The sequence below is a fragment of the Qipengyuania flava genome, from assembly GCF_019448255.1.
Taxonomy (GTDB): Bacteria; Pseudomonadota; Alphaproteobacteria; order Sphingomonadales; family Sphingomonadaceae; genus Qipengyuania; species Qipengyuania flava_A.
In genome coordinates this window covers 299,387-325,851 of the sequence record NZ_CP080410.1, presented here as the reverse complement: position 1 = coordinate 325,851, position 26,465 = coordinate 299,387, and the positions used below count along the sequence as shown (strand labels likewise).

At 66.5% G+C, this 26,465-nt stretch carries 24 protein-coding genes; 13 read left to right on the top strand and 11 right to left on the bottom strand.

Annotation, left to right across the window (positions count from 1 at the left end):
• Nucleotides 1-83 precede the first annotated feature (83 nt).
• Both KUV82_RS01685 and KUV82_RS01680 read right to left on the bottom strand, forming a co-directional pair.
• Nucleotides 84-1,466, bottom strand: a complete 1,383-nt coding sequence (locus KUV82_RS01685; protein ID WP_219955184.1) for a DUF5935 domain-containing protein — start codon at nucleotides 1,464-1,466, stop codon at nucleotides 84-86.
• Nucleotides 1,459-1,644 (bottom strand): hypothetical protein, encoded by a 186-nt coding sequence (locus KUV82_RS01680; protein ID WP_219955183.1) that lies wholly within the window; start codon nucleotides 1,642-1,644, stop codon nucleotides 1,459-1,461. Before KUV82_RS01680 ends, KUV82_RS01685 begins: the two co-directional genes overlap by 8 nt.
• A gap of 81 nt (nucleotides 1,645-1,725) precedes the next feature.
• Here KUV82_RS01680 and KUV82_RS01675 point away from each other — a divergent pair, with 81 nt between their 5' ends.
• The 5 genes from KUV82_RS01675 (at nucleotide 1,726) to KUV82_RS01655 (ending at nucleotide 11,429) form a co-directional block, all read left to right on the top strand.
• Nucleotides 1,726-2,943, top strand: coding sequence for a TIGR04063 family PEP-CTERM/XrtA system glycosyltransferase (locus KUV82_RS01675; RefSeq protein ID WP_219955182.1), 1,218 nt, complete (start codon nucleotides 1,726-1,728; stop codon nucleotides 2,941-2,943).
• Between the two features lie 30 nt (nucleotides 2,944-2,973).
• Nucleotides 2,974-4,047, top strand: a complete 1,074-nt coding sequence (locus KUV82_RS01670) for a hypothetical protein (RefSeq protein ID WP_219955181.1) — start codon at nucleotides 2,974-2,976, stop codon at nucleotides 4,045-4,047.
• Between the two features lie 221 nt (nucleotides 4,048-4,268).
• A complete protein-coding gene (gene gltB / locus KUV82_RS01665) occupies nucleotides 4,269-8,921 on the top strand; it encodes a glutamate synthase large subunit (protein WP_219955180.1) in 4,653 nt (1,550 codons plus the stop codon).
• Nucleotides 8,922-8,926: 5 nt separating this feature from the next.
• Nucleotides 8,927-10,363: a glutamate synthase subunit beta gene (locus KUV82_RS01660; protein WP_219955179.1), complete on the top strand. Its 1,437-nt coding sequence runs from the start codon at nucleotides 8,927-8,929 to the stop codon at nucleotides 10,361-10,363.
• Nucleotides 10,364-10,439: 76 nt separating this feature from the next.
• Nucleotides 10,440-11,429, top strand: coding sequence for a YeeE/YedE thiosulfate transporter family protein (locus KUV82_RS01655; RefSeq protein WP_219955178.1), 990 nt, complete (start codon nucleotides 10,440-10,442; stop codon nucleotides 11,427-11,429).
• Here the strand turns inward: KUV82_RS01655 and KUV82_RS01650 are convergent.
• Both KUV82_RS01650 and KUV82_RS01645 read right to left on the bottom strand, forming a co-directional pair.
• The gene (locus tag KUV82_RS01650) at nucleotides 11,426-12,976 is read right to left on the bottom strand and encodes a winged helix-turn-helix domain-containing protein (protein ID WP_219955177.1); all 1,551 of its coding nucleotides are present in this window, start codon (nucleotides 12,974-12,976) and stop codon (nucleotides 11,426-11,428) included. The genes KUV82_RS01655 and KUV82_RS01650 overlap by 4 nt on opposite strands.
• 67 nt (nucleotides 12,977-13,043) lie before the next feature.
• Nucleotides 13,044-13,829 (bottom strand): enoyl-CoA hydratase, encoded by a 786-nt coding sequence (locus KUV82_RS01645; protein WP_219955176.1) that lies wholly within the window; start codon nucleotides 13,827-13,829, stop codon nucleotides 13,044-13,046.
• Between the two features lie 80 nt (nucleotides 13,830-13,909).
• On the opposite strand from KUV82_RS01645, the gene KUV82_RS01640 reads away from it, so the two are divergent.
• A complete protein-coding gene (locus tag KUV82_RS01640; protein WP_219955175.1) occupies nucleotides 13,910-14,689 on the top strand; it encodes an SDR family NAD(P)-dependent oxidoreductase in 780 nt (259 codons plus the stop codon).
• Nucleotides 14,690-14,702: 13 nt separating this feature from the next.
• Here KUV82_RS01640 and KUV82_RS01635 read toward each other — a convergent pair whose 3' ends face one another.
• Nucleotides 14,703-15,035: a TraR/DksA family transcriptional regulator gene (locus KUV82_RS01635; protein WP_219955174.1), complete on the bottom strand. Its 333-nt coding sequence runs from the start codon at nucleotides 15,033-15,035 to the stop codon at nucleotides 14,703-14,705.
• The gene (gene ung / locus KUV82_RS01630; protein ID WP_219955173.1) at nucleotides 15,032-15,718 is read right to left on the bottom strand and encodes a uracil-DNA glycosylase; all 687 of its coding nucleotides are present in this window, start codon (nucleotides 15,716-15,718) and stop codon (nucleotides 15,032-15,034) included. Before ung ends, KUV82_RS01635 begins: the two co-directional genes overlap by 4 nt.
• A gap of 80 nt (nucleotides 15,719-15,798) precedes the next feature.
• Here ung and KUV82_RS01625 point away from each other — a divergent pair, with 80 nt between their 5' ends.
• Genes KUV82_RS01625 through KUV82_RS01610 form a run of 4 tightly spaced genes read left to right on the top strand, consistent with a single transcriptional unit; the run spans nucleotide 15,799 to nucleotide 18,786 of the window.
• On the top strand, nucleotides 15,799-16,416 hold the full coding sequence (locus tag KUV82_RS01625) for a ribonuclease D (protein ID WP_219955172.1): 618 nt from the start codon (nucleotides 15,799-15,801) through the stop codon (nucleotides 16,414-16,416).
• A 24-nt stretch (nucleotides 16,417-16,440) separates the two neighbouring features.
• Nucleotides 16,441-17,109: an LPS export ABC transporter periplasmic protein LptC gene (locus KUV82_RS01620; RefSeq protein ID WP_219955171.1), complete on the top strand. Its 669-nt coding sequence runs from the start codon at nucleotides 16,441-16,443 to the stop codon at nucleotides 17,107-17,109.
• Nucleotides 17,109-17,657: an LptA/OstA family protein gene (locus KUV82_RS01615; protein WP_219955170.1), complete on the top strand. Its 549-nt coding sequence runs from the start codon at nucleotides 17,109-17,111 to the stop codon at nucleotides 17,655-17,657. The genes KUV82_RS01620 and KUV82_RS01615 overlap by 1 nt, the downstream gene beginning before the upstream one ends.
• 7 nt (nucleotides 17,658-17,664) lie before the next feature.
• Nucleotides 17,665-18,786: a nucleotidyltransferase family protein gene (locus tag KUV82_RS01610; protein ID WP_219955169.1), complete on the top strand. Its 1,122-nt coding sequence runs from the start codon at nucleotides 17,665-17,667 to the stop codon at nucleotides 18,784-18,786.
• Here KUV82_RS01610 and holA read toward each other — a convergent pair.
• The 4 genes from holA to KUV82_RS01590 form a co-directional block, all read right to left on the bottom strand.
• Nucleotides 18,783-19,829 (bottom strand): DNA polymerase III subunit delta, encoded by a 1,047-nt coding sequence (holA, locus tag KUV82_RS01605; RefSeq protein WP_219955168.1) that lies wholly within the window; start codon nucleotides 19,827-19,829, stop codon nucleotides 18,783-18,785. The genes KUV82_RS01610 and holA overlap by 4 nt on opposite strands.
• Nucleotides 19,826-20,314, bottom strand: coding sequence for an LPS assembly lipoprotein LptE (lptE, locus tag KUV82_RS01600; RefSeq protein ID WP_219955167.1), 489 nt, complete (start codon nucleotides 20,312-20,314; stop codon nucleotides 19,826-19,828). The genes holA and lptE overlap by 4 nt, the downstream gene beginning before the upstream one ends.
• Nucleotides 20,314-22,827: a leucine--tRNA ligase gene (leuS, locus tag KUV82_RS01595; protein WP_219955166.1), complete on the bottom strand. Its 2,514-nt coding sequence runs from the start codon at nucleotides 22,825-22,827 to the stop codon at nucleotides 20,314-20,316. Before leuS ends, lptE begins: the two co-directional genes overlap by 1 nt.
• 66 nt (nucleotides 22,828-22,893) lie before the next feature.
• The gene (locus tag KUV82_RS01590) at nucleotides 22,894-23,340 is read right to left on the bottom strand and encodes a DUF3576 domain-containing protein (protein WP_219955165.1); all 447 of its coding nucleotides are present in this window, start codon (nucleotides 23,338-23,340) and stop codon (nucleotides 22,894-22,896) included.
• Between the two features lie 347 nt (nucleotides 23,341-23,687).
• On the opposite strand from KUV82_RS01590, the gene KUV82_RS01585 reads away from it, so the two are divergent.
• Together KUV82_RS01585 and phbB are read left to right on the top strand one after the other, a co-directional pair.
• Complete coding sequence (locus KUV82_RS01585) at nucleotides 23,688-24,440, top strand: hypothetical protein (RefSeq protein ID WP_258319797.1); 753 nt, start codon at nucleotides 23,688-23,690, stop codon at nucleotides 24,438-24,440.
• Between the two features lie 116 nt (nucleotides 24,441-24,556).
• Nucleotides 24,557-25,282, top strand: coding sequence for an acetoacetyl-CoA reductase (gene phbB / locus KUV82_RS01580; RefSeq protein ID WP_219955163.1), 726 nt, complete (start codon nucleotides 24,557-24,559; stop codon nucleotides 25,280-25,282).
• Nucleotides 25,283-25,301: 19 nt separating this feature from the next.
• Here phbB and KUV82_RS01575 read toward each other — a convergent pair whose 3' ends face one another.
• Nucleotides 25,302-26,039 (bottom strand): helix-turn-helix domain-containing protein, encoded by a 738-nt coding sequence (locus KUV82_RS01575; RefSeq protein ID WP_219955162.1) that lies wholly within the window; start codon nucleotides 26,037-26,039, stop codon nucleotides 25,302-25,304.
• 88 nt (nucleotides 26,040-26,127) lie between these two features.
• Here KUV82_RS01575 and KUV82_RS01570 point away from each other — a divergent pair, with 88 nt between their 5' ends.
• Nucleotides 26,128-26,415 carry a ribbon-helix-helix domain-containing protein gene (locus KUV82_RS01570; protein ID WP_309148087.1) on the top strand — a complete coding sequence of 96 codons (288 nt, stop codon included), beginning with the start codon at nucleotides 26,128-26,130 and terminating at the stop codon, nucleotides 26,413-26,415.
• Nucleotides 26,416-26,465: the final 50 nt, after the last annotated feature.

Genomic DNA, 26,465 nt, shown 5'->3' with positions numbered 1-26,465 from the left:
ACGGTTCGCGCGACTCCGGCCGCGCGGTGCGGGGCGACTCATGGCGCATGGAGAGGGGCTTCGCAACCGCGCGAAGCGTGCCGTTACGGCATGGCGGGCTTGCCTGCAGCCGCGGCGCGGCGGGCCTCACGCGCTGCTTTGCGGTCCGCTTCGGCCTTCGCCGATTCGCGTTTCGAGCAATAGGTCGACAGCGCAATCTGCAGGCCGATCAGCACCAGGAAGACAGGCTGGTAGGCGATCCCCTGGAAGGTCGCGCCGACCAGATAGATGATGTTCGAGAACTGCAAGGCGCTCGCCAGCGGGCCCTGCCATTGTTCGGCCGGACTTTCCCGGCCCCGCCAGCCGCGCCGGATACGCTCCATCTGGATGAGGCCTATCAGGTGCAGGCTCACCCACAGGATCAAGCCCGGCCAGCCCTGCTCGCCAAGCATTTCAAAGAAGGAGGAGTGATAGGCACGCGACTTGTCGGTCACATCCTGGATCTCGGTGACGAGCGCCCCGCCTTCTTCGCGCGTGACGGGCATGCGATAGGTAAACTCGTTCGACCGGTAGGCATCGAAGCCGCCACCGAGCGGCCGTTCCGCGGCGTAGTCGAGCGTCCATTCCCACACCTGCATGCGAGTGGAGGCGGATTGGTCGGACTGGACCGAACCGAGCGTCGCCATGCGCTCGTAATAGCTTGCCGGAAGGAAGGGCAGCGCCATCACGCCCAGCGCCCCTGCGGCCATCACATACATGATGCGGTTCTTCACATCGCGCAGCATCAGCACGCCAAGCACAGCGATACACAGCAGGCCGGTGCGCGCCTCGGTCCCCACCGGGATCAGCAGGCAGGCAAAGATGAGCAGGCCGGCAAAGGTTTTCACCCTCCAGTCGGGTGGGAAGATCGACCCATGCTTGGTGAACCACAGGATGATCGGGATAAGCGCGATCGCAACCGTGGCGAGCGTCGAACTTTCGTAGATGTTCGAATTGTCGTTCACGAAGAAATAGAGGCTGCCGTAGCCGCCCCCGCCGAGCGCGGTCTTGAGACCGGCTGCGATGATGATGGCCCCCGCAGTCAGCACGAGGATCAGCGCCGCGGCTTCGATCCTGAGGCGGGTGATCAGCGTGAACGGCAGGAAAATCGCAAAGACCAGCGCCTTCCAGACCCATTCCCACTTGTCCTGCGCATTCTCAGGAAAATCCGCCCATTGCAGCGTCATGAAGCAATAGACGAGCAGCACGCCCATGATGCCCTGGCGAAGCGTGAATTTCGTCTCCGCCTTGGGGTCGGAAATCGCCCAGCCGGCAAAGGCCAGCAGGAAGGCGATCAGCGAGATCGGGAACATCGGCGTCAGCGTCCAGCCGATCTTCTGGGGGGCGAGGATGTCGATGTAGAGATAGGCGAGCACCCAGATGAACGGGCGCCTTAGCCCAAGCAGGAACATGCCCATGACTGTGAGGAACAGCGCGAGGTCAAGCATCGCCGTCTCCCTTGCGCGCCCGCCGGGCCCGGCGGGCCTCGCGCTTGGTTGGGACCGGGGCATCAGGCGCGGTGTCCGCCAGCGGATCCTCGCGATCGAGCGCGTCGCGCGGAAGGATCCGCAGCAAGGCGATCAGGATCAGCGCGTGAGTCAGTCCAAGGGCGAGATAATCAATCAAGGGCGATGCTTTCCTTCGCAGGCCTCCTAATGCAACGCGGTTGACGCGCCGTTAAGCGTAATGTGTCAAAGCGCATCTGCCATGACCCGTGTCCTGCATATCCTCGACCATTCGCTACCGCTCCACAGCGGCTACACCTTTCGCACGCGCGCGATCCTGAAAAGCCTGCAGGCGTCCGGGATCGAAGTGCGCGGGATCACCGGCGCGCGCCACCTGGCAGAAGGCCCCCCGACCGAAACGGTCGAGGGCCTGACCTTCCACCGCGTCCCCGGCGAACCGACGGGCCCGGTGGGCCTGCGCGAATGGCGCGAGATCGAAGCGCTGCGCGCCGGTATCGAGCGGCTCGCACAGGAATGGCGCCCCGATATCCTCCACGCCCACTCGCCCGCCCTGTGCGGCATGGCGGGGGCCCGCGCGGCCAAACGGCTTGGCCTGCCCTTCGTCTACGAGATTCGCGCCTTCTGGGAAGATGCCGCGGTGGGCAACGGGGCAGGCAGCGAAGGCTCGCTCAAATACCGCCTCACGCGCGCGCTGGAAGACCGGGTCGTCGCGCGGGCGGACGCCGTGTTCACCATTTGCGAGGGCCTGCGCAGCGACCTCGTCGCGCGCGGCCATGACGGGCGCAAGATCGGCCTGTCGCCCAACGGCGTGGACCTCACCCTGTTCGGCGAACCGCCCGAGCGCGACGACGCTCTCGCCGCGGAGATCGGCATCGGGGGAGGGCCGGTTATTGGCTTCATCGGCAGCTTCTACGATTACGAGGGGCTCGACGACCTTATCGCCGCCATGCCCGCTCTGCGTGCACGGCATCCGGGCGCCCAATTGCTGCTGGTGGGCGGTGGCCCGATGGACGAAGCGCTGCGCGCGCAGGCCGCGAATTCCTCGGCAGCTCAGGCCATCGTCTTCACCGGCCGTGTGCCGCATAGCGAGGTCGAGCGGTACTATTCGCTCGTCGATGTGCTCGCCTATCCGCGCAAGAAATCGCGCCTCACCGATCTCGTCACGCCGCTGAAGCCGCTCGAGGCGATGGCGCAGAAGCGGATCGTCGCCGCTAGCGATGTCGGCGGCCACCGGGAGCTGATCGAAGACGGCAAGACCGGACTGCTGTTCCCGCCTGACGACCCGGCGTGCATCGCCTCTGCCCTTGCTGGCTTCATCGACGCGCGCGAGAACTGGCCCGCCTTGCGCGAGGCGGGCCGTGCCCATGTCGCGCAAAGCCATGACTGGGCACGCAATATTGATCGTTATCGGGCCGTTTACCAAAAGCTGCTAGACGGAACGTCCAGCGCAGCCGCCTAGGCGGTTCGCACCCGCAGTTATGATGGACGCATGAGCAAGACGCGCAAAGCCTCAATCAGCAGCCACCCGGCGTTTCGCTGGGGTGTCGGCGCGTGGTTCGCGCTGCTCCTTGGCCTTGGCCTGTTCGTCATGCCCGCCGGCGTCCACCAGGCGATCGCCGGAGCGCTGGGCCTTGGGGACATGTTTGACGCGAGCGCGCTGCGCCTGGTCCTGTCGGCACTGGCTGCCGCGCTCGGCCTCGCCATCGGCCTGGTGCTTGCCATGCGTGTGGCCGCGCTCAACGACGCCGATGCCGAAAACCACGAAGACGAAGAGGCGGACGACCTTGCCGGCGTCTGGCTCGATGACGACGATTCCACCGAACAGGACATTGCGCCCGATCCCGGCCCGCGCCGCCCCTTCAACCCTCTCGAGGACATGGAGGAAGAAGGCATTGGTGCCGAGCCCGAAGGTGAGCCTGAACCAGCCGAAGCCGGACCGCTTGGTCTGAGCGAAGACGAGGACAGCGCCCTGATGGAGCTGTGGCGCGAGGAGATGGGCGACGACGCTCCCCTTCCTGCACCGCCTGTTGCCGCCGACAGCACCCCGCGCGAGCCCGAAGACGCGGTATTCGAAGAGGTGGACGAGGTCGAGGACCCGATCCCCGCTTCTGAAGATGATACCGATGACGCGCTCTACGACCCCTTTGCTGCTGTTGGCCAAGTGGCCGAGGATGAACCTGTCGAACGCGAGGCAGAGGCTGTGGGCGAAGAATGGCCCGAAGACAGCACGGCCGATTGGGATGACAGCTACCCGCCCGTCGAAAATCAACCCGAAGCGCCGCCGGCCTCCGCGGAGACAGCCGATGCGCCCCCGCCCCCGGTGACCGAGGCGCTTGGCGACTTGCCGCTCGACGCGTTGACGCAGCGCCTGTCCGCTGCGCTCGAATCGGCGCGCGGCACGCCGACCGCTCCGGCCGAAGAAACCGACCCGGTAATCGCGTTCCTGCGCCGTGAAGCCGACCGCGAAGCGCCCGAAGCGCGCGCCTCCGATCCGCTGTCCGACCCGCAGGCCGAGCTGCGCAGCGCGCTCGACAAGCTCAGCCGCGTCGGAAAGCCTGAGTAGGCATACGAATTTCCTCTACGGAATCCCGCGTCAAAGCGTAATTCTTGGCGCGGATGAAATTTTGCTACGCTTCTCGCAGTTGCAAAATTCCAATCCTGTCGGCAATACGACCCTTCGCGCAATTTTGCAGGCGCTTCAAAGGCGCCGCTTTACCGTGTCTGTCACCTTTCAACCGCATCTGGCGGTTCCGGTCGGCGGGCCCGAAGGAGGACGCTTCGCCCATGGGACGCACGCCGCCCCACGCCACGGGTCTCTACGACCCGCGTAACGAACACGATGCCTGCGGCGTCGGCATGGTCGCTCATATCAAGGGCGAGCAGAGCCACGCTATTGTCACCCAGGCGCTCGAAATTCTCGCCAACCTCGACCACCGCGGTGCGGTGGGCGCCGACCCCCTGCTGGGCGATGGCGCCGGCATCCTGCTGCAGGTGCCCGACCCGCTGTTCCGCAAATGGGCGAAGGACAACGGTCACGACCTGCCGGGCGCAGGCGATTACGCGGTCGCCATGTGCTTCCTGCCGCAGCAGGACGAAGCGCGCGCCTTTGTCGAAAAGCAGCTCGAACTCTTCGCGGCCAAGGAAGGCCAGCGCGTGGTTGGCTGGCGCGATGTGCCGGTCACGCTCGACGGGCTCGGCAAGGCCGTGGTCGATTCGATGCCGGTCATGCGCCAGTGCGTAATCGCGCGCGGCACCAATTGCCTCGATAACGACGCCTTCGAGCGCAAGCTCGTCGTCATCCGCAAGCAGACGCTGAACCCGCTCAAGGCGCTGGAAGCCAAGCACGGCATCGAAGGCCTGTCCTCGGCTTATATCCCGAGCTTTTCCAGCCGCACGGTGGTCTACAAGGGCCTGCTGCTCGCCAACCAGGTCGGCAGCTTCTACGACGATCTGCGCGATCCCGATTGCGTTTCGGCATTGGGCCTCGTCCATCAGCGTTTCAGCACCAACACCTTCCCGAGCTGGCGGCTTGCCCACCCCTATCGCTTCATGGCGCACAACGGGGAAATCAACACGGTTCGCGGCAATGTGAACTGGATGGAAGCACGCCGCCGCACGATGGAAAGCGAGCTGCTGGGCGCCGACCTCGACAAGATGTGGCCGCTGATCCCGCACGGCCAGTCAGACACCGCCTGCCTCGACAACGCGCTCGAGCTGCTGCTCACTGGCGGCTACAGCCTCGCGCATTCGATGATGATGCTCATGCCCGAAGCCTGGGCGAAGAACGAGCTGATGGATCCGGCGCGCCGCGCGTTCTACGAATACCACGCTGCGCTGATGGAGCCCTGGGACGGCCCGGCCGCTGTGTGCTTCACCGACGGCCGGCAGATCGGCGCCTGCCTCGACCGCAACGGCCTGCGCCCTGCGCGCTGGTGCACCACCAAGGATGACCTGGTCGTGCTCGCGTCCGAAAGCGGCGTGCTGCCGTTCAAGGACGAGGACATCACCCGCAAGTGGCGCCTCCAGCCCGGCCGCATGCTGCTGATCGACCTCGAAGAAGGCCGCATCGTCGAAGACGAGGAGCTTAAAGCCGACCTCGCCGCCGCCGAGCCCTACGAGGCCTGGCTCGAAAAGGCGCAGTACAAGCTCGCTGACCTCGACCATATCGAACCCGAACTGTCGGCAACCCCCGAGGCGACGACCAGCCTGCTCGAACGCCAGCAGGCCTTCGGCTACACGCAGGAAGACATCGCGCGCTTCCTCGAACCGATGGCGCGCGGCAGCGAGGATCCGATCGGCTCGATGGGCACCGATACGCCTATCGCCGTGCTGTCGGACCGCAGCCGCCTGCTCTACGATTATTTCAAGCAGAACTTCGCGCAGGTGACGAACCCGCCGATCGACCCGATCCGCGAAGAGCTGGTGATGAGCCTGCTCTCGATGATCGGTCCGCGCCCCAACCTGCTGGGCCGCGACGGGGGTACGCACAAGCGCCTGGAAGTCTCGCAGCCGATCCTCACCAACGAGGACCTTGCGAAGATCCGCTCGGTCGAAGTCGCGCTGGACGGCGCCTTCCGCACCGCCACCATCGACATCACCTGGGACGCCAGCACCGGCGCCGATGGCCTTGCCATGGCGCTGAAGGAAATGTGCTGGGCCGCAACCGAAGCGGTGCTCGGCGATGCCAACATCCTGATCCTGTCCGACCGCGAACAGGGCCCGGACCGCATCCCGATGCCCGCGCTGCTCGCCACCGCCGCCGTGCACCACCAGCTGGTGCGCCAGGGCCTGCGCATGCAGACCGGCCTCGTCATCGAGACCGGCGAAGCGCGCGAAGTGCACCATTTCTGTGCGCTGGCCGGCTACGGGGCGGAAGGGATCAACCCCTATGTCGCCTTTGAAACCATCGAGACGCTGCGCGCCGACCGCTTCCCCGAACTGGACGCTGCCGATGTCGCCAGGAACTACGTCAAGGCGGTCGGCAAGGGCATTCTCAAGGTCATGTCCAAGATGGGCATCTCGACCTACCAGTCCTATTGCGGCGCGCAGATCTTCGATGCGGTCGGCCTCAATTCCGAATTCATCGACACCTACTTCACCGGCACCGCGACCACGATCGAGGGTATCGGCCTGAAGGAAGTCGCCGAAGAAGCGGTGCTCCGCCACGCGCAGGCCTATGGCGACAATCCCCTGTACAAGGGCATGCTCGATATCGGCGGCATCTACCAGTACCGCCTGCGCGGTGAAGCGCACGCATGGACGCCGCAATCGGTCGCCCAGCTGCAGCACGCCGTGCGCGGCAAGGATGCGAAGAATTACGAGGAATTCGCCCGCTCGGTGAACGAGCAGTCCGAACGCCTCCTGACCATTCGCGGGTTGATGGAGCTGACGCCGGCCGAACAGCCGCTCAGCCTCGACGAGGTCGAGCCTGCGGTGGAGATCGTCAAGCGCTTCAGCACCGGCGCGATGAGCTTCGGCTCGATCAGCCACGAGGCGCACTCGACGCTGGCAATTGCCATGAACCGCCTCGGCGGGCGCTCCAACACGGGCGAAGGCGGCGAGGAGCCGGAGCGCTTCCTCCCGCTCGACAACGGCGATTCGATGCGCAGCCGCATCAAGCAGGTGGCCTCGGGCCGCTTCGGCGTCACGACCGAGTACCTCGTCAATTCCGACGACATCCAGATCAAGATGGCGCAGGGCGCAAAGCCCGGCGAAGGCGGCCAGCTCCCCGGCCACAAGGTCGACAAGCGCATCGGCAAGGTGCGCCACTCGACCCCCGGCGTGGGCCTTATCTCGCCGCCGCCGCACCACGACATATACTCGATCGAGGATCTCGCCCAGTTGATCCACGACCTAAAGAACGTGCAGCCCGAGAGCCGTATCTCGGTAAAGCTCGTGTCCGAAGTGGGCGTAGGCACGGTCGCGGCTGGTGTGTCGAAGTGCAAGGCGGACCATGTCACGATCTCGGGCTATGAAGGCGGCACCGGCGCCAGCCCGCTGACCAGCCTCACCCACGCCGGATCACCATGGGAAATCGGTCTTGCCGAAACCCAGCAGACGCTGCTTCTGAACGATCTTCGCAGCCGTATTGCGGTGCAGGTCGACGGCGGCCTGCGCACGGGACGCGACGTCGCCATCGGCGCGCTGCTTGGCGCGGACGAGTTCGGTTTCGCCACCGCCCCGCTGATCGCGGCCGGCTGCATCATGATGCGCAAGTGCCACCTCAACACCTGCCCGGTCGGTGTGGCCACGCAGGACCCGGAGCTGCGCAAGCGCTTCGTCGGCACGCCCGAGCATGTGATCAACTACTTCTTCTTCGTCGCCGAAGAGCTGCGCGCGATCATGGCCGAGATGGGCTTTCGCACGGTCGAGGAAATGGTTGGCCGGGTCGACCGGATCGACATGCGCCGGGTCGAACGCCACTGGAAGGCACATGGCGTGGACCTCAAGCGCATCCTCCACGCGGTTCCGCTGGATGAGGGCAAGGCGCTTCACCACACCGAAACGCAGGACCATGGCCTCGCTGCGGCGCTGGATGTGGAGCTGATCAAGGCCTGCAAGCCCGCCATCGAAAGCGGGCAGGCCGTCCAGCTCACCCGCGAAATCCGCAATGTGAACCGCACCGTTGGCGCCATGCTGTCGGGCCGGATTGCCGAAGCGCATGGCCACCGGGGTCTCGCACCCGACACCATCCGCATCGACTTCACCGGAGTCGCCGGCCAAAGCTTCGGCGCCTGGCTTGCGCACGGGGTGACGCTGAGCCTGACGGGCGATGCCAACGACTATGTCGGCAAGGGCCTTTCGGGCGGCCGCCTGATCGTGCGCCAGCCGGAAGAGGCGCCGCGCGAACCGGGAAGCAACATCATCGTCGGCAACACCGTGCTGTACGGCGCAATCGCGGGCGAAGCCTATTTCGCCGGCGTCGGCGGCGAACGCTTTGCCGTGCGCAATTCGGGCGCGGTTGCCGTTGTCGAAGGCACGGGCGACCATGGCTGCGAATACATGACCGGCGGCGTTGTCTGCGTGCTCGGTCCCACGGGCCGCAATTTCGCGGCCGGGATGAGCGGCGGCATTGCCTATGTCTACGATCCGGATGGCCAGTTCGAGAAGCTGTGCAACCCGGCGCAGGTCGATGTGCTGGATATCCAGCCGGGCGACGGCGAAGGCGCGGAAAAGAGCTGGGGCAAGCCGCAGCAGCGCCCTGTTTCGGTCGAGAATTTCGGCATGGGCGATCCGCTCTACCACGATGCCGAACGGCTCAAGATCCTGGTCGAGCGCCACCAGCTGCACACCGGCTCGGCCAAGGCCAAGGCGCTACTCGACAACTGGACGGACGAGCTGAAGAACTTCCGCAAGGTCATGCCGCGCGATTACCAGCGCGCGCTCAAGGCGCTTGAGGACGAACGCGAACAGGCCGCAATGGAAGCGGCGGAGTAAGGGTCATGGGCAAGGAAACCGGCTTTCTCGAATACGAGCGCGAGGATCGCACCTATCGCGACCCCGAAGAGCGGCTGAAGCACTACAAGGAATTCGTCGTCCCGCTGTCGGAGGACCAACTCCGCACGCAGGCCGCGCGCTGCATGAACTGCGGCATTCCCTATTGTCACAACGGCTGTCCGGTGAACAACATCATCCCGGACTGGAATCACCTCGTCTATGAAGACGACTGGAAGAACGCGCTCGAGGTCCTGCACTCGACCAACAACTTCCCCGAGTTCACCGGCCGTGTCTGCCCCGCCCCGTGCGAGGCGGCCTGCACGCTGAATCTCATCGACAGCCCCGTCACCATCAAGTCGATCGAATGCGCGATCATCGACCGCGGCTTCCAGGAAGGTTGGGTCAAGCCGCAGGTCGCGGAAAAGCGCACGGGCAAGTCAGTCGCGGTGATCGGCAGCGGACCTGCCGGCCTTGCCTGCGCGCAGCAGCTCGCCCGCGCGGGTCATGCGGTGACCGTGTTCGAGAAGAGCGACCGTATCGGAGGCCTGCTTCGCTACGGCATTCCCGACTTCAAGATGGAAAAGCACCTGATCAACCGCCGCGCAGTGCAGATGGAAGCCGAAGGCGTCCAGTTCCGCACCTCGAGCGAGGTCGGCGTCGAGGTCAGCTTCCAGGCGCTGCAGGAGAATTTCGACGCGGTGGTCCTGGCGGGCGGCGCGGAAGAGGCGCGCATGCTCGACATTCCGGGCAGCGAGCTCAACGGCGTGCGCCTGGCGATGGAGTTCCTGACCCAGCAGAACAAGCGCAACGCGGGCGACGACGAAGTGCGCGCCGCGCCGCGCGGTTCGCTCACGGCAACCGGCAAGCACGTCATCGTGATCGGCGGCGGCGACACCGGTTCGGACTGCGTGGGCACCAGCAACCGCCAGGGCGCGGCCAGCGTCACGCAGCTCGAAATCATGCCCAAGCCGCCCGAGCACGAGGACAAGGGCCTGACCTGGCCCGACTGGCCGGTGAAGCTGCGCACCTCCTCCAGCCACGAGGAAGGCGTCGACCGCGACTGGGCCGTGCTGACCAAGCGGGTGGTCGAGGAGAACGGCGATGTCGCCGGCCTCGAATGCGTGCGGGTCGAATGGAAAGACGGCCGCATGCAGGAAGTCGAAGGCAGCGAGTTCACGCTCAAGGCGGACCTCATCCTGCTGGCCATGGGCTTTACCGGCCCCAAGCGTCGCGGGCTGCTGGACCGGGCGGGCGTCGATCTCGACGGGCGCGGAAACGTCGCAGCGGATACCGAGTGGTATCTCACCAGCGAAGCCAATGTCTTCTCCTGCGGCGACATGCGACGCGGGCAGAGCCTGGTCGTCTGGGCGATCCGCGAAGGGCGCCAGTGCGCCCATGCCGTCGACAAGGCGCTGATGGGCGTCACCGACCTGCCCCGCTAATCAGGGCTTTAAGGCCCGCTGGCTGGCCCTGATCGCGCGATTGGCGTAGGTTCTCCCCGCATACGGGGGAGAGATTGTGAGCGCAGCTTTCGGCATCGACGTTCTGTCGCTGATGGCGATCCCGCTTGCATTCCTCGTCGGCTTCGCCCTTCGCCGGGGAAGCGTGTGTATGGTCGAAGGCACGCGCCAGGCGGTCGTGCTGGGCCGCTCGCTTCGCCTCAGGGCCTTTATAGTGGCGGCCGGCGCGGCTGGCTGCGTCATCCTTCCGCTCGCCTGGGTGCTGCCAGGGCTTGGGATGCTTGCCCCAGCCTTTCCCATGAGCGAGCTGGCGATAACCGGCGGCGTATTGTTCGGGCTTGGCGCGAGGATCAACGGCGGCTGTCAGTTCGGCACGCTCGGGCGCCTTGCTGGCGGCGAGACGAATTATGCCTTCACCTGCCTCGGCGCGGTGGCCGGCGCGCTTCTTGCCATGCGCCTGCCGCTGCAAGCGCCGGGGTCCTCGCCGCTCGCCTCAACTGGCGTGACCGGGATACTCGTGTTGGCGATCTTCGCGCTGCTTGCCGCGCCGGCCCTGCGCCAGCGGTATCTGCGCAACCTCGGCCGCGCCATGCGCAGCCGCAAGGCTCAGCTCAGCCCGATCCCGGCGATGCTGGTGGTCGGCGTGGTCGGCGGCGTGCTCTACACGCTTGCAGGAAGCTGGACGATCGGCGCGCTATTGAACCGGCAGGGCGCCTGGCTGCTCGGCGAAGCGTCCAACAGCGCCGACAGCAAGGTGATCGCAGGCGGGCTAGCCCTTCTCGCCGGAGCGGTCTTTGCCGCCGTCTGGACGCGCAAATTCCGCCTGCGCGCACCCAGCCTTGCGGGCCTCGTCCGCAACGGTGCGGGCGGCGCGATGATGGGAGCAGGCGCGGCCCTCGTACCCGGCGGCAACGGCACCTTGCTGCTCTACGCCATGCCATCGGCCTCGCCATCGGGCTGGATCGCCTTTGCAGCGATGTCGGCAACAATTGCGCTCACATTCTGGCCCCACAGGCGCCGCCGCAGGGCACGCAGCACAAAAGCCTAGGCGAGTTCCATCTTCGCGAACCCTTCGCGCGTCAGCCTTTGGAGCCCATCGGAAAGGATCGGATAACTTTTCAGGTACTCTTCGACCCCGACCTTGGGGAAATGCTCGAGGAAAACCCGCTTGCGCTCTTCCGCTTCCTCCATTTCGCCAGCCAGCGCGAAAGTCGCCATGAGCCCGGCTGTCGTCTGCAGCGAGATGACCGGATAGCGGCGCAGCTCGCGCGCCGTGGCCGCGGCGGAGGTGAGATCATCGCGCGCAATGTGCGCGGCGATCAGCGCGCCGAGCATTTGCGGTTTCCACGGGTCCTGCGGGCTGAGTGTCATGGCCATCTGCAAATTGGCCAGGCCTTCGTCGCCCTTGCCCAGAAGCGCCTGTATGCTGCCGATCCCGGAATAGGCGACCGCGTAGGACGGAGCGAGGGCCTTCGCCCGCTCGAGATGCTCCAGCCCCTCGTCGATCTGGTGGAGGATGAGGTGCGAGCGCCCGGCCATCAGCTGGCAGAAAGGGTCGTGCCGGTCGAGCTCCATCGCCCGTGCTGCGGCCTGTTGCAGCGCCATCGCCGTCGCGCGCTCGTCGGCAGCCTGCTTCTGGAAAAGCGCCCAGTAGTGGACTTGCGCCATGCCCGCATGGGCCCGGGCGAAATGCCCGTCACCGGCAAGCGCCTTCTGGAACAAACGCTCCGCCCCCGAATAATCGGGTGCCGCGTGCGTCATGATTTTCCCGATGCCCAGATGGAAGGCGTGCCAGGGATGGAACACGGTCTCCGTTTCGCTGCGCAGCCGATCGAATTCGCGCCGTGTGACCTCCTCTTCGATCCGCGCGGCCAGCTGTTCGACAACCTCCTGGCGCAGTTCGAACAGGCCCTCCAGCGCGACGGAATAGGCCTCGCGCCAGACCACGCTGTCGGTGCGGGTATCGGCCAGCTCGAAGGCGAGGCGCACCTGCTTGCCCGCGTGTTCCACCGAGCCGCTGAGGCAGTAGGCAACCCCCAGCGCCGCACCGATTGCACTCGGCTCCTGGTTGAAGGAGCGGTAGCGGAAGGAGGAGCCGCGGGCGCTGACGCGCAGCCAGCGCAGCTTCGAAAGGGTGGTGATGATCTCGTCGGGCACCGCCTCTGGCAGCGCCGCATAGGCTTTGGACGGATTGAGCGCGAGAAGCGGCAGCACTGCGATGGTCGGCCTGCCATCGGCAGCAGCGGCAGGCGCATCGGGTGCAGGATCTTCCGCGGCAACGCTCGCCCCCTCCCGTCGGATTTCCGCGGCAATGCGCAGGCCCTGTCCGTGGACGGTTTCAACGATCCGGTGGGGGCGCGCGGTATCGCCCAGAACCTTGCGCAGCAGCTTCACCTGCGAGGAGAGCGCGCTTTCGGACACGATCCGCCCATCCCAGACCGAGGCGTAGAGCTCGTCCTTGTTGACCAGCCCGCCGCGCGCTTCGACCAGCCGCAGCAGCAGCTTGAACGCGCGCGGCTGGATCTCGACTCGCTCGCCGTTCCGCGCCAGTTCGAAGCGGTGGGGATCGATCGTGAATTCGGCTACCCGGTACATGGACGCAGTGTACCACGAAGCCCGGGCCGCAAAAGACCGGCTTTGTCGCGCCGTGTATCGGTCCGCCCTAGCCGCCTTGCGAGCGACCGCGTGCCTGTACCGCGGCGCGGCGGGCCTCCACTTCCTCGGGGCTGACAGCGCTGTTGGCGGAAGAGGAAAGACGGTGCTCGATGGCCAGCCCATCGCCAAAGCTCGCCGCATAGCCCTCGTCGATCAGTCTCTTGTAGCGCGCGAGGAATTCCGGATCGATGCTGGCGATGTCGGCGGCGATCCGGCGCGCTTCGGACAGCAGCTCGTCCGGCGCCACAACGCGGTTGACGAGGCCCCAGCGCTCGGCCGTTGCGGCATCGAGGAAATTGCCGGTGAAGCTCAATTCCTTTGCGCGGCTGATGCCGATCATCCGGCTGAGCTTCTGCGACAGACCCCAGCCCGGCACGATGCCCACACGCGCATGGGTATCGGCAAAGCGCGCGTTGGTGCTGGCAACCAGCACATCGCAGGCGAGCGCCACTTCGAAGCCGCCGGTTATCGCGACGCCGTTGATCGCGCCGATCACCGGCTTGCGGCACTGCTCGATTGCCTTGACCGGGTTCTCGTCCGCCCCTTCGGCGTTGGCCGCGCCCAGCGCGCCCTCTTCCGAGCCGAGCTCCTTCAAGTCGACGCCGGCGGTGAAGGCCCGCTCGCCCGCGCCGGTCAGGATGACGGCGCGCACCGCCTCGTCCTCGTCCAGCGCCTTCATCACTTCGTAGAGCCGGTGGCGCAGCGCCTTCGACAGCGCGTTCATCGCCTCGGGGCGGTTCAGGGTGACGGTCGCGATGCCGTCGGCGATCTCGGTCAGGATGAGGTCGGTCATGGCGCGGGAGACTAACGCATGGGTTGCATCTTGCAATCGTCTCTCCTCTCGCGTTGAGTGGCGGGCGAGAGGAGAGACACATGGCATTCACACCCTTCGACCTCAGCGGGAAGGTCGCGGTCGTTACCGGCGGCAATGGCGGGATCGGCCTCGGCATGGCAGAGGGCCTCGCCGCGGCCGGCGCCGATATCGCGATCTGGGGCCGCAACGAGAGCAAGAACGCAGCGGCGCTCGAACAGCTGAAAGCGCACGGTACGCGGGTCGAAGCGCTGGCGGTCGACGTTTCGGACGAGCAGGCGGTGGTCGATGCCATGGCCGAAAGCCTGTCGCGCCTCGGGCGGATCGACACCTGCATTGCCAACGCCGGCATGGGCGGCGGCGCGCCGCTGACCCAGCAGACCACCGAGCTGTGGCGCAAGGTCACCACGGTCAATCTCGACGCGGTCTTCTGGACCTTTCGCGAGGCGGCCAAGCACATGGTCGAGCGTTCGGAAAACGGCGATCCGGGCGGCTCGCTGCTGGTCACCTCCAGCGTTTCCGCAATCCACGGCGCGCCTGCGAACCAGGCCTATGCGGCGACCAAGGCGGGCGTGCTCGCCATGGTGCGCGGCACCGCGGTCGAGCTCGCCAAGCACGGCATTCGCGCCAACGCGGTGCTGCCGGGATGGATTGCCACCGAGATGACCGAACGGCTGCAAAGCTGGGACGCGTTCAACGAGAAGGCGATCGGCCGCGTGCCGATGCGCCGCTGGGGCGAGGGCGAAGATTTCAGCGGTATCGCGGTCTATTTCGCCAGTGACGCGAGCAAGTTCCACACCGGCGATTCGATCGTCATCGACGGGGGCTATTCGATCTTCTGAGGCCGAGCAGTGGCTAGCCGCCGCTCGCGCAGGAAAGGCAGGTTGGGGTGCTGGGGTCGTGCTCCAGCCGCTTGGCGGCGATGGCTTCACCGCAAGCGGTGCACCAGCCCCATTCGCCTTCCTCGATCCGGGCAAGCGCGGCGGTAATGCGCAGGCGTTCGGCTTGCCGGCGGCGCTCGGTCGCCTGCGCCATCGCCTGCTGCTGCATCGCGTCCATGCGCGAGAGGCGACCGACGCTGTCCTGCTGCAGCTCCACCGTGTCGCGCGAATCGGAATTGGCCGCGTCTTCCCGGTCGAGCTCGGCGCGGCGCGCGAGCAAGCGGGTGCGCGCCTCCTCGCTCGTCATACGAGCGTCCAGTCGATGGGGCCGCGCCCTTTCTCGGACAGGAAGGCGTTGGTGCGGCTGAACGGCTGCGAGCCGAAGAACCCGCGGTAGGCGGAAAGCGGGCTGGGATGCGGGCTCTCGATGACGCGGTGAGGGCCGCCGCGCAGCCCGGCGATGCGCTTCGCCTTGGCCTGCGCGTGGCTGCCCCAGAGGATGAACACGCTCGGCTCGGCGCGCGCCGCCACCGCCGCCACGCAGGCGTCGGTGATCGCATCCCAGCCGCGCCCCGCGTGGCTGCCCGCCTGCCCCGCCTCGACTGTCAGCGTGTTGTTGAGCAGCAGGACGCCCTGCCGCGCCCAGTGGCTGAGATCGCCATGCTGCGGCCGCGGCGCGCCAAGGTCGGCCTCCAGTTCCTTGTAGATGTTTACGAGGCTCGGCGGGACGGCAACGCCCTCGGGCACGGCAAAGCAGAGCCCCATCGCCTGGCCGGGGCCGTGGTAGGGATCCTGCCCCAGAATCACGACCTTCACGGCCTCGAGAGGGGTCAGCTCCAGCGCCTTCAACCGGCAGCCGCGCGGCGGGTAAATCGCCTTGCCCGCCTGCTCTTCGGCCACCAGGAACCCGCCGAGCTGGCGCGCTTCGGCCGTCGCCAGGACGGGTTCCAGAACGAGCTTCCAGCTGTCGGGGATTGCCTCTTGCGCCATAGCTGCAGGACTAGGCCGCAAGGCGCCGGCTCGCCAGCACCCCTTTCCTACAATCCCCGATGCGCCTAAGGCCCTCGCCCATGGCAGTGCATTTCCACGAAGAAGACCTTCCCGAAGGCGTTCTCGCCGATGGCCCCGTGGCCGTCGATACCGAAACCATGGGCCTCGTGACGATCCGCGACCGGCTGTGCGTCGTGCAGATCAGCGACGGGAAGGGCGACGAGCATCTCGTGCGCTTCGGCCCCGACAGCACCTATGACGCGCCGAACCTGAAGGCTGTGCTGGCCGATCCGAACCGGCTTAAGCTGTTCCACTTCGCACGCTTCGACCTCGCCGCGATCGAGCATTATCTCGGCGTGATGGCAACGCCCTGCTATTGCACCAAGATCGCCAGCAAGCTGGTGCGCACCTACACCGATCGCCATGGCCTCAAGATGCTGGTCGAAGAGCTGCTTGGCGAAAGCATTTCCAAGGCCCAGCAGTCGAGCGACTGGGGCGGCCCGGAGCTGAACGACGCGCAGCGCGACTACGCCGCGAGCGACGTGCGCTTCCTCCACCGCATGAAAGACGAGCTCGACAAGCGCCTCGAGCGCGAGGGCCGCACCGAAATGGCGCAGGCCTGCTTCGATTTCCTCCCGACCCGCGCACGGCTCGACGTTGCCGGCTGGGCCGACCACGATATCTTCAGCCACATGTAAGGATCACCCGCGCAAGGGGCAGTCATGGCATTCCGGCAACGCAGGATCGAAACGGCAGAGGCCAAGGAGCGGCGGCACGAACGCCAGCACTGGGCCGAGCCGGGCGGGTCGCACGACAAGCTCGTCGCCTTCCTCGCCCGCGCGCTGCCGATGGGTGTCGGGGTGCTTGCCGCGCTGATGGTGGTCACGCCGCTCTCGCCTCGCGGAGAGGTGAGCTTCCTGCTCGACCGCAACCAGGTCGCGGTGATCAAGGAACGCCTGCGCGTGGACAACGCGCTCTACCGCGGCGCCGACGATGAAGGACGTCCCTTCTCGCTGACCGCCGGCGAAGCCGTCCAGCGATCAAGCGCGGAAGGCGTGGTGCGCATGAACGATCTTGTCGCTCGCCTGCTGCTAGAAGACGGCCCGGCGCGCCTTTCGGCCGAGGCGGGGCAATACGATATCGACCGCGAAGTCGTCTCGGTGATCGGTCCCATGCGGATGCAGGCCGCCGACGGCTACCGCATGCTGGCGCGCGACGTTTCGGTCGACCTTGCCAACAAGGAACTGGTCGGATCAGGGGGCGTCGACGGTGCCATCCCTGCCGGCACCTTCAGCGCCGACCGCTTGACCGCCGATCTTTCCGCTCGCACCATCACCCTCTCGGGCAACGCGCAATTGCGCATGGCGCCCGGCGAATTGAGGATGCCGTAATGAAGCACCTGATCCCGACCATGGCCCGCTGGGGCCTCGGCGCCTTTGCCGCCACCGCAGCCGCTTTTGCCGGTATCCAGCTGTCCGCCCAGGCGATTGCCGGGCACAACTCGAACGCGCCGGTGAGCTACGCGGCCGACCGGATCGAGCTGCAGGACCGCGAGAACCGCGTGGTGCTTTCGGGCAATGTGCAGATCACGCAGGCCGGCCTCAGCCTCAACGCGGCGCGCACCATCGTGAACTATTCCGACGCAGGCAGCCTCAGCATCCAGCGCATCATGGCGACCGGCGGCGTGAACGTATCGCGCGGCAACGAGCGCGCGCGCGGCGATACGGCGGTCTACGATTTCAACCGCCGGATCATCACCATGGCCGGCAATGTGCGCCTCAATCGCGGCGGCGATACTCTGAACGGCGGACGCCTCGTCATCGACCTTGCGACCGGCGTATCGAGCGTGGACGGGCGTGCGAGCGGGTCTTCTTCGGTCACCGGCCAGGGCCAGTCGGGCGGACGCGTAACGGGCACGTTCTCGGTCCCCGAGAACTGATCGCGGGGTGACCGCCCTCTCGGCAGAGGTTGCGCTCACCCGCTTGGCTGGCGGACCTCCCCTGGCTCCGGACGAGATCCGGGCGATCCCCGCGAGCACCTGGTCCATCATTGCGGAGCGTGCGCACGAGCACCGGCTCGAACCGCTGCTGTATTTTCGCTGGAACGGCGATGACGCGGTCCCTGTGGCACTCCGGGACATTTGGGCCGCAGCTTACCGCCAGTCCGCGATAGCCGCCCTCGCCCAGCGCGCCGCGCTGTTGTCGCTGGTCGAAGATCTTGGCCGGGAGGGCATCACGGCCGTCGCCCTGAAGGGCGCCTGGCTGGCGTGGAACATCTATCCCGAACCCGCCTTGCGGCCCCTGCGCGATCTCGATCTTCTTATTGCTCCAGAGCAGGCCCTCGCAGCCCGTGCTCACCTGCTTGCCAAGGGGTGGGTGGAGGAGGATGACGACGGACTGCCTGCCGAGGAGTGGCTTGAGCGCTTCAAGCACCTCCCTGCACTGGTCGCACCCGATGGCACCGTGCTCGAACTGCATGTCCGACTGTGGGACGAGGATGGCCGCACGCCCGCCAACGTCTCGGGCGTTCTGTACCGCGCCACAGCGCTGGCGGACCACCCGGCTCTGCGTTTCCCCGACCCGGTCGACATGCTGATGCACCTCGCCGTCCACGCCACCTTCCACCGGTTCGATGCCGGCCCCCTGATGCTGGTCGATTTCGATCAGCTGCTGGCGAAACAGGCTTTCGACTGGGAGAGCGTCTGGCCCCGGGCGGCAAGCGAAGGATGGGATCGCGCGCTGGCGCTTGTGCTTGCCGCCACCCGCCGCTGGGGCTCGTCAGAACCGACGCGTATTCCCGACCTGCCGCTTACCCCGCCCGCAGAGCTTGTCGAGGCCCTGCCCGAACTCCTGTGCAAGCCTTTGGCCGCGCGCGAGGCGGATATCGCCGAGGCCAAGCGCGCCCGCGCCGATGTGCCCTTGGGTGAAAAGCTGCGCCGAGCGTTCGCGCGGCGCGAACGGTTCGGCAGCACGCGCGAATACCTCGCCTGGGTTGCCGGGCAGCTTCGTGCGCAGGGTAGCGAGCGGCGCGAGGCGCTGGTGGCGATGGACGCCTGGCTGGTCGGCTAGCGCGCCCGCGCCCCGGCCACTTTCGCAATATCAGCTAGGCCCTGCGCGAGCAGCAGCTCGGCTGCCTGGCTGTTGGTCAGCAGCTCGCGGTGCAGCCCGACGAGGCGCTGGGTCAGCCGGTCGAGCTTGTCGCCGTGCCGCCAAAGGGCGAACTGCTGGCCGATGTCGCGCTTTTCCTTGAAGAAGATGCCGAGCCGCGCCTCTTCGCCACGGTCGAGATCGCCGAACGGACGGTTGCCGAGCGCGGCGGCGATCCGCGCCAGCTGGGCTGCGCGCCGTTCGAAGGCGAGAAGCACGCCGACCGGGTTGAGCCCGAGCTGCTTCATGCGCGCCAGTTCGACCGCGACCTTGGGGCCCTGTCCGCCCATGACCGCGTTCACCAGCGGCTGGAAACCATCGTCCTCGCTCGCCGCGCCGATGGCGTCGAGGTCTTCGGCTGTGGCCGTCTGCGGGCTCTGCGCCGAAGCGTCGAGATAGAGCGCCAGCTTCTCGACTTCGCTCTTGGCCAGCCGGACATCGAGATTGGCCGCGCGCGCAATGCGTTCGGCAAGGTCGCCGCCGAGGCGCACGCCCGCCCCATCGGCAAGACCGCGCACGCTGCGCGTCACCGACTGGAGATCGGGCGGATAGAACATCGCGACCAGCGCGTCCTTGCGCTTTTCGAGCAGCTTGGCGCTGCGCGACTTGTCGGTCGCCGAGGTCGCGACGACGATCACCGGGCAGGCCTCGCCCGCGCCTGCCTCACCGGTTTCGACGAGGACCTTGAGCGCTTCGAGCGCCTCTTCGCCGTTCGCCCGCACCCAGATGTGGCGCTTGTCGCCGAACAGCGAGGTGGTGCGCGCCTCGTCGCCGAGCATGGCGGGATCATTGCGCAATTGCGCGCCGGACAGCTCGACCCGCTCACCCGGTTCGGGGAGCCAGGTGACGAGGTCGTTCGCCGCCGCCGTGGCGCCGGCTTCATCCTGCCCGCAAAAGAAGAAGATCGCGCAGCCTTGCGCCGCGCCGCGCCCCTTGGATGCGAAATCCCGGTTGGTGAGCTTCACGGCTGGTTGCGCAGGGCCAGGGCCACGCGGGTGGTGATACGCTGCGCCAGATCCTGCGAGAGGTTTTCCAGCGCCGTCTGTTCCGCCGCGATGACTGCGTATTCGCTCGACACCACGTCGATACCGGCGTCCGATCCGTCAGTCGCGTCGAGCAGGATGTCGCCTGTGGCAAGGTCGATGAGCTGGTAGCGCGCGCGCAGGGTCCGGCGCTCGCGGCTGATCGTATCGTCGCGCAGGACGGCAAGCCCTTCGAGCTGGTCATCAAGGCGCACTTCGATGCGGTAACGCGGGGCTACCTCTCCGGCGGCCTGGAAGCGCTCTTCGAGTGCGGCACGCACCAGCCAGCCAGCGCGTCCCTCGATCGGGGCAACATCGATCGCCGCCAGCGACTGCGCCACCGCGCCGCTGCCGCCGCCCGCATACATGGGCGAGAGGCCGCAGGCCGAAAGGGTCGCTAGGGCGAGGCTGGCGAACAGGATGCGCATCAGGTGACGATATTCACCAATCTGTCGGGCACGACAATGACCTTGCGAATTTCTGCCCCGTCGAGCGAACGCTGCACCTTTTCCGATGCGAGCGCCATGGCTTCGAGGTCTTCCTTCGAGGCCCCCTTGGGCGCGGTGAGCGTGTCGCGCAGCTTGCCCTTGTGCTGGACGGCGATGGTGACCTCGTCCTCGACCAGCAGCGCCGGATCGACGTCGGGCCAGGCGGCATCGGCCACCATCCCGCTCTCGCCGAGACCGGCCCATGCCTCTTCGGCGAGGTGCGGCATCATCGGGGCGACCAACTGGACGAGGCTACGGATCGCGTGGCTGCGGCTGGCAGAGGGCTTCGCCTTCTCGACCGCACCGGTGAGTTCGTAGATGCGTGCGACGGCCTTATTGAAGCCCAGTGCCTCGATGTCCTCGGCCACGGCCGCGATGGTCTGGTGGGTCTTGCGCGCGAGCGCCTTGTCCTCGCCCTCTGCTCCGGCCTCATAGGCACCGAACAGGCGCCACAGGCGGTGGACGAAGCGGCTGCAGCCTTCGATGCCGGCCTCGGACCAGGGAAGGTCGCGCTCGGGCGGGCTGTCGGAGAGCATGAACCAGCGCACCGCGTCGGCGCCATAGGTGTCGATGATCGTATCGGGGTCGACGACGTTCTTCTTCGACTTCGACATCTTGATGACGCGGCCGATTTCGACCGGCTTGCCGTCGGCGGTCAGCGTCGCGCCATCGGCAGTGCGCTCCACCTCGTCGGGCGAGAAATAGACCGGCTTGCCATCCCCTGCACGGCTGTAGGTCTCGTGCGTCACCATGCCCTGCGTAAACAGCGAGGCGAAGGGCTCCTTCACATCGATCTGGCCCATGTGCGCGAGTGCGCGGGTCCAGAAACGGGCGTAGAGCAGGTGCAGGATCGCGTGCTCGATACCGCCGATATACTGTTCGACCGGCATCCACTTCGCGACTTCCTCCGGATCGAAGGGTTTGTCGGCAGGCTGGCTGGTGAAGCGCAGGAAATACCACGAGCTGTCGACGAAGGTGTCGAGCGTGTCGGTCTCGCGCTCGGCCTTGCCGCCACACTTGGGGCACTCGACATGCTTCCATGTCGCGTGGCGCAGCAGCGGGTTGCCCGGGGTCTGGAAATCGACGTCCTCGGGCAGCGTGATCGGCAGGCTGTCCTTGGGCGCGGGGACCACGCCGCAAGTCTCGCAATGGATGAAGGGGATCGGAGTGCCCCAATAGCGCTGGCGCGAAACGCCCCAGTCGCGCAGGCGCCAGACGGTCTTGCCGGTCCCCCGGCCCTGTTCCTCGATGCGGCGGATGATCTCGCGCTTGGCGTCCTCCACTTCCATCCCGTCGAGGAAGTCCGAATTGACGATCACGCCGTCGCCCGCCTCGGCTTCACCGTCGAAAGGCTTGCCCGCATCCTCGACGCTCGAAGCGACCACGCGCGGGATCGGCAGGCCGTATTTGGTGGCGAATTCGAAGTCGCGCTGGTCGTGGCCCGGCACCGCCATGATGGCGCCGGTGCCGTAATCCATCAGCACGAAGTTCGCGATATAGACCGGCAGGTCCGCGCCGGTGAAGGGGTGCTTGGCGGTGATGCCCGTGTCGAAGCCGAGCTTCTCGGCGGTTTCGAGTTCGGCAGCGGTGGTGCCGCCCTTCTTGCACTCGGCGATGAAGGCGCGCGCCTCGTCGCTATCGATACCCTGCGCCACCGGATGGTCGGCTGCAACCGCAACGAAGCTCGCCCCGAAGATCGTGTCGGGGCGCGTGGTGTAGACCGGCAGCTTCTCGCCGTTCGAGAGGTCGAAGCTGAATTCGAGACCCTTCGACTTGCCGATCCAGTTCTCCTGCATCAGCCGGACCTTGTCGGGCCAGTTATCGAGCGTGCCCAGACCCTCGAGCAGTTCCTCGGCGAAGTCGGTGATCTTGAGGAACCACTGATTGAGCTTGCGCTTCTCGACCTCGGCGCCCGAGCGCCAGCCCTTGCCGTCGATCACCTGCTCGTTGGCGAGCACGGTCATGTCGACCGGGTCCCAATTGACCTCGCTTTCCTTGCGATAGACGAGGCCGGCTTCATAGAGATCGATGAAGAGCGCCTGCTCGTGGCCGTAATAGTCGGGCTCGCAGGTCGCCAGCTCGCGGCTCCAGTCGAGCGCGAAGCCGAGGCGCTTCAGCTGCGCCTTCATGTGTTCGATGTTGTCGCGGGTCCAGCCGCCCGGGTGCACGCCCTTTTCCATCGCGGCGTTTTCCGCGGGCATGCCGAATGCGTCCCAGCCCATCGGGTGCAGGACCTCGTGCCCGGTCGCCTTCTTGTAGCGCGCCAGCACGTCGCCCATCGTGTAGTTGCGCACGTGGCCGATGTGGATGCGCCCGCTGGGATAGGGGAACATCTCCAGCACGTAGCTCTTGGGCTTGTCGGAATTGCTGTCGGCGCGGAAGGTCTGCGCCTGGTCCCAGGCGGTCTGCCAGCGCGAGTCGGCGCTCGCGGGATCGAAACGGGTGTCACTCATGGCGCCCCTGTTAGGGAATTCGCGCGCCAATGGAAGGCGCTTTGCGCGCCCCTGTTGCGAGACGCTTTAGCTGACGGCCTGGCGGCGCAGTTCGCGGGCCTTGGTGAGGATGATGTCCTCGAGGCGCTGGACCGTGGCGGCCTGCATCGGCGCATCGACCCAGGTTCCGCCCTGGCTGACCTGGCGGCTGGCGGCGACGCGCAGGGCATCGGCGCGCAGGTCCGAATCGAGGATGGTCACCGTGACCTTCACCCGTTCGCCCGGATTGCTCGGGTTGGCGTACCAGTCGGTGACAATCACGCCGCCGTTGCTGTCGGCCTGGAGCAGCGGGGCAAAGCTGACCGCGTCGAGCGCGGCGCGCCACAGGTAGGAGTTGACGCCGATCGTGGTGATCTGGGCCGCTGCCAGGTCCGCCTGCGGACGCTCCCGCCCACCGCATGCCGCAAGGCTGGCCGTGGCTGCAATCGCAACGGCGAGGGTTGCGGGGCGGCGAAGGTTTGCGAAAGCGCTCATGACAGTCCTTGGTATCCTGCAGGTTTATCGGCTCTATACCGCCTGCTCGCCTCGGAGCAAGGCATAGGGCCAGCGCGCTCCACACAGAGGTTTGCGGGTGAATGCGGGCTTAATCCGGTTCGGGAAAGAACGCCCGCGTCCCAAGTGCTTGTGGACACTTGGCAACACTTTTCGCCAATCGCAGCCCGACCCTGTGGAAAAGCTGGCCAAGGGGCACGGGGGTGCTACCTTGAAAGCAAGAGGGAACAAGACTCGCCCACAGACAAGGGCAGTCAGGAACCGTTCAGCGAGTTTCTGGCTTGTAGGGTCGAAACGTTAGAGGAAGTCCGTCCGTCATGGCACGCTCGGTGAAAAGTCAGGGTAAGGCGCGGTTCGCTCCCGCGGCGCTGGCTGTTGCCGGAATGGCCCTGGCGATCCCGGCGACCGGCCTTGCCGTTGTGCAGACCAGCACCGCCGCCGAGCTTCCCGAAACCGTTGCCTTCCTTCCGTTCACGCCCGCCAAGGTCGATCCGCAGCTCGCAGCGCGCGTCGCTGCCGTGATGGGCGAAGACGGCCTGCGCTTCACTCCGGCAAGCAAGCCGCTGCTGAAGCAGGATCGCACGGTGACCGTGGCGGTCCGCGTCGACGATGAAACCGCCCGCGCCATCTCGGTCCGCAACGCGATCGATTCGGTCGGCACCGCGGAAGGCCGCGAACGCGCCCTCGCGATTAGTTCGACCAGCTACAACCTCGGCATTGCCCGCGGCTACCAGAGCTTTGCACAGGCACCCAAGCCGGTGGCGATAAACGTTGGCGTGCGCGACATGGCGATGCCCGACCTCTCCGCCTTTGCCGTGGACGAGGACGAAAAGCCCGCCAACACCTCGCGCTTCGGTTCGCGCCTTGCGCTCGAATCGCAGGAAAACGCCGGCCGCTCGCCGCGCACCTTTGATGGCGCCAACAACCAGAGCGTCGACATCAGCACCTCTTACCGTGTGGTCGGCAGCCTTAACGTGACTGCCGGTGTTCGCCTGTCGAAGGACAGCAGCCGCCTCGCGCCGCTGACCGACGGGGTCGAAGACGACCAGGCCGTCTACGTCGGCACCCGCGTCAGCTTCTAATCAATTCGTCGAGAATACGGATGCGCTGCCGCCCGTGAGGGCGAATTGCCCTTGGCGCGCCCTGCCTCCCTGCCGTAAGCCCTAGTGGACGTTACGGAATGCTGGGAGAATCGACCATGTCACGTGTTGCCATCGTTACCGGAGGAACTCGCGGGATCGGCCGCGCCATCTGCGAACGCCTGCGCGACGAGCGCGGCTTCACCGTGGTTGCCACCTATGCCGGCAACGACGCAGCCGCCAAGGCCTTCACCGAGGAAACCGGCATCGCCACCGTCAAGTTCGACGTCGGCGACTTCGAAGCGGTACAGGAAGCCTGCAAGGCGGTCGCCGAAGAGCACGGCCCGATCGATTGCGTGGTCAACAACGCCGGCATCACGCGCGACGGCACGCTCCTGAAAATGAGCTACGAGGACTGGGATGCGGTGATGCGCACCAACCTTGGGGGCTGCTTCAACATGGCCAAGGCGACCTTCGCGGGCATGAAGGAACGCGGCTGGGGCCGCATCGTCAACATCGGCTCGATCAACGGGCAGGCCGGCCAGTACGGCCAGGTCAATTACGCCGCTGCCAAGAGCGGGATCCACGGATTTACCAAGGCGCTCGCCCAGGAAGGCGCGCGCTTCGGCATCACCGTGAACGCGATCGCCCCGGGCTATATCGACACCGACATGGTGGCCGCCGTGCCCGAGCCGGTGCTCGAGAAGATCGTCGCGAAGATCCCGGTCGGGCGCCTCGGCAAGGCCAGCGAGATCGCCCGCGGGGTCAGCTTCCTGTGCTCCGAACACGCCGAATTCGTCACCGGCTCGACCATGAGCATCAACGGCGGCCAGCACATGTACTAAGGGCCGCGCGGCGTCCCGGTCACTCGATCAGGAAGCCGACGACCTTCCATTCGCCGCCCTCGCGGGCCAGCGTGACACGTTCCGTCGCGCTGGGCTGGTTGGCAAAGCGGCTGGTGAAGGTCACCTCGCGGTAGCCGTGCGGCGGGGCGTTTAGGTAATGCTCGCCGGTCAGCTCGCGTGAAACAAGCGCTCCCAGCGGCGTGCGGACCTGCTGCGAGGCGCTGGCCCAGCCTTCGACGGTGTTGAGGTCGCGAAAGGCGGAGCCTGTGGCATCGTAGCTTGCCTGCCAGTCGGCAGCATCGACCAGTTCGAGCCATGCGCGCGCCGCGGCCTCGGTCGCCTCGTCGGCGGTCTGGAATTCGGTTGCCGGGCCAGCGGCGCCGGTCCCTGCATAGTGCGATGTGAAGATGAGGCCTGCGGCCAGTACGGTCAGCATGAGAGAAGCTCCTGCAATCCAGCGGCGGGCGGGATTGCCGGCCGTTGCAGCGCCTTCCTCGCTGGGGTCGGCCCTGGCGGCTTCCCCCAATCCTTTGGATACAGACTTTTCGGGTGTTCCGGCTTCGCGCTCGAACACCAGCCGCGCTGCTTCGCGGCTGCTGGTGACACCCAGCTTGCGCCGGGCCGCGCGCAAACGCTCGTTGATCGTATGGACGGAGAGCGACAGTTCCGCCGCCATCGACTTGGCATCGTGGCCGCGCACCATCAGGCGCAAGGTCGCCTTTTCCTTCTCGGTTAGCGCTTCGTAGCCGTCCGCCATCCTTGGGTGCCTAGGCGGCGCACGGTTCGTCGCACACCCCAAAAAAATCGTATCGCGCGCGGGCTGAGGCATGTAGGGCGCGCGGCCTATGGAAATGCCCCCCTACCACCCCCCCAAGAAGTATTCCGTCCGAATCGACGGCCACCGTACCTCCGTCAGCCTCGAACCCCTCTTCTGGGAAATGCTCTGCACCGCGGCCGCCGTGCGCGGGCAGTCGATCAACTCTCTCGTCGCGGAAATCGACGCGGAGCGCATCCGTGCCGAGACCCCGCCGGGCCTTGCCGGTGCCATCCGTATCTGGCTGGTCGCGCAGGAAACGGCCAAGCGCGAGGAGCCCAAGCGCCGCTCGCCCCTCGACGGACCGCCACCGCGCTGACCACCAGCTAGAAAACCGATACACCAACCAAAAAGGGGCGACCGCGAGGC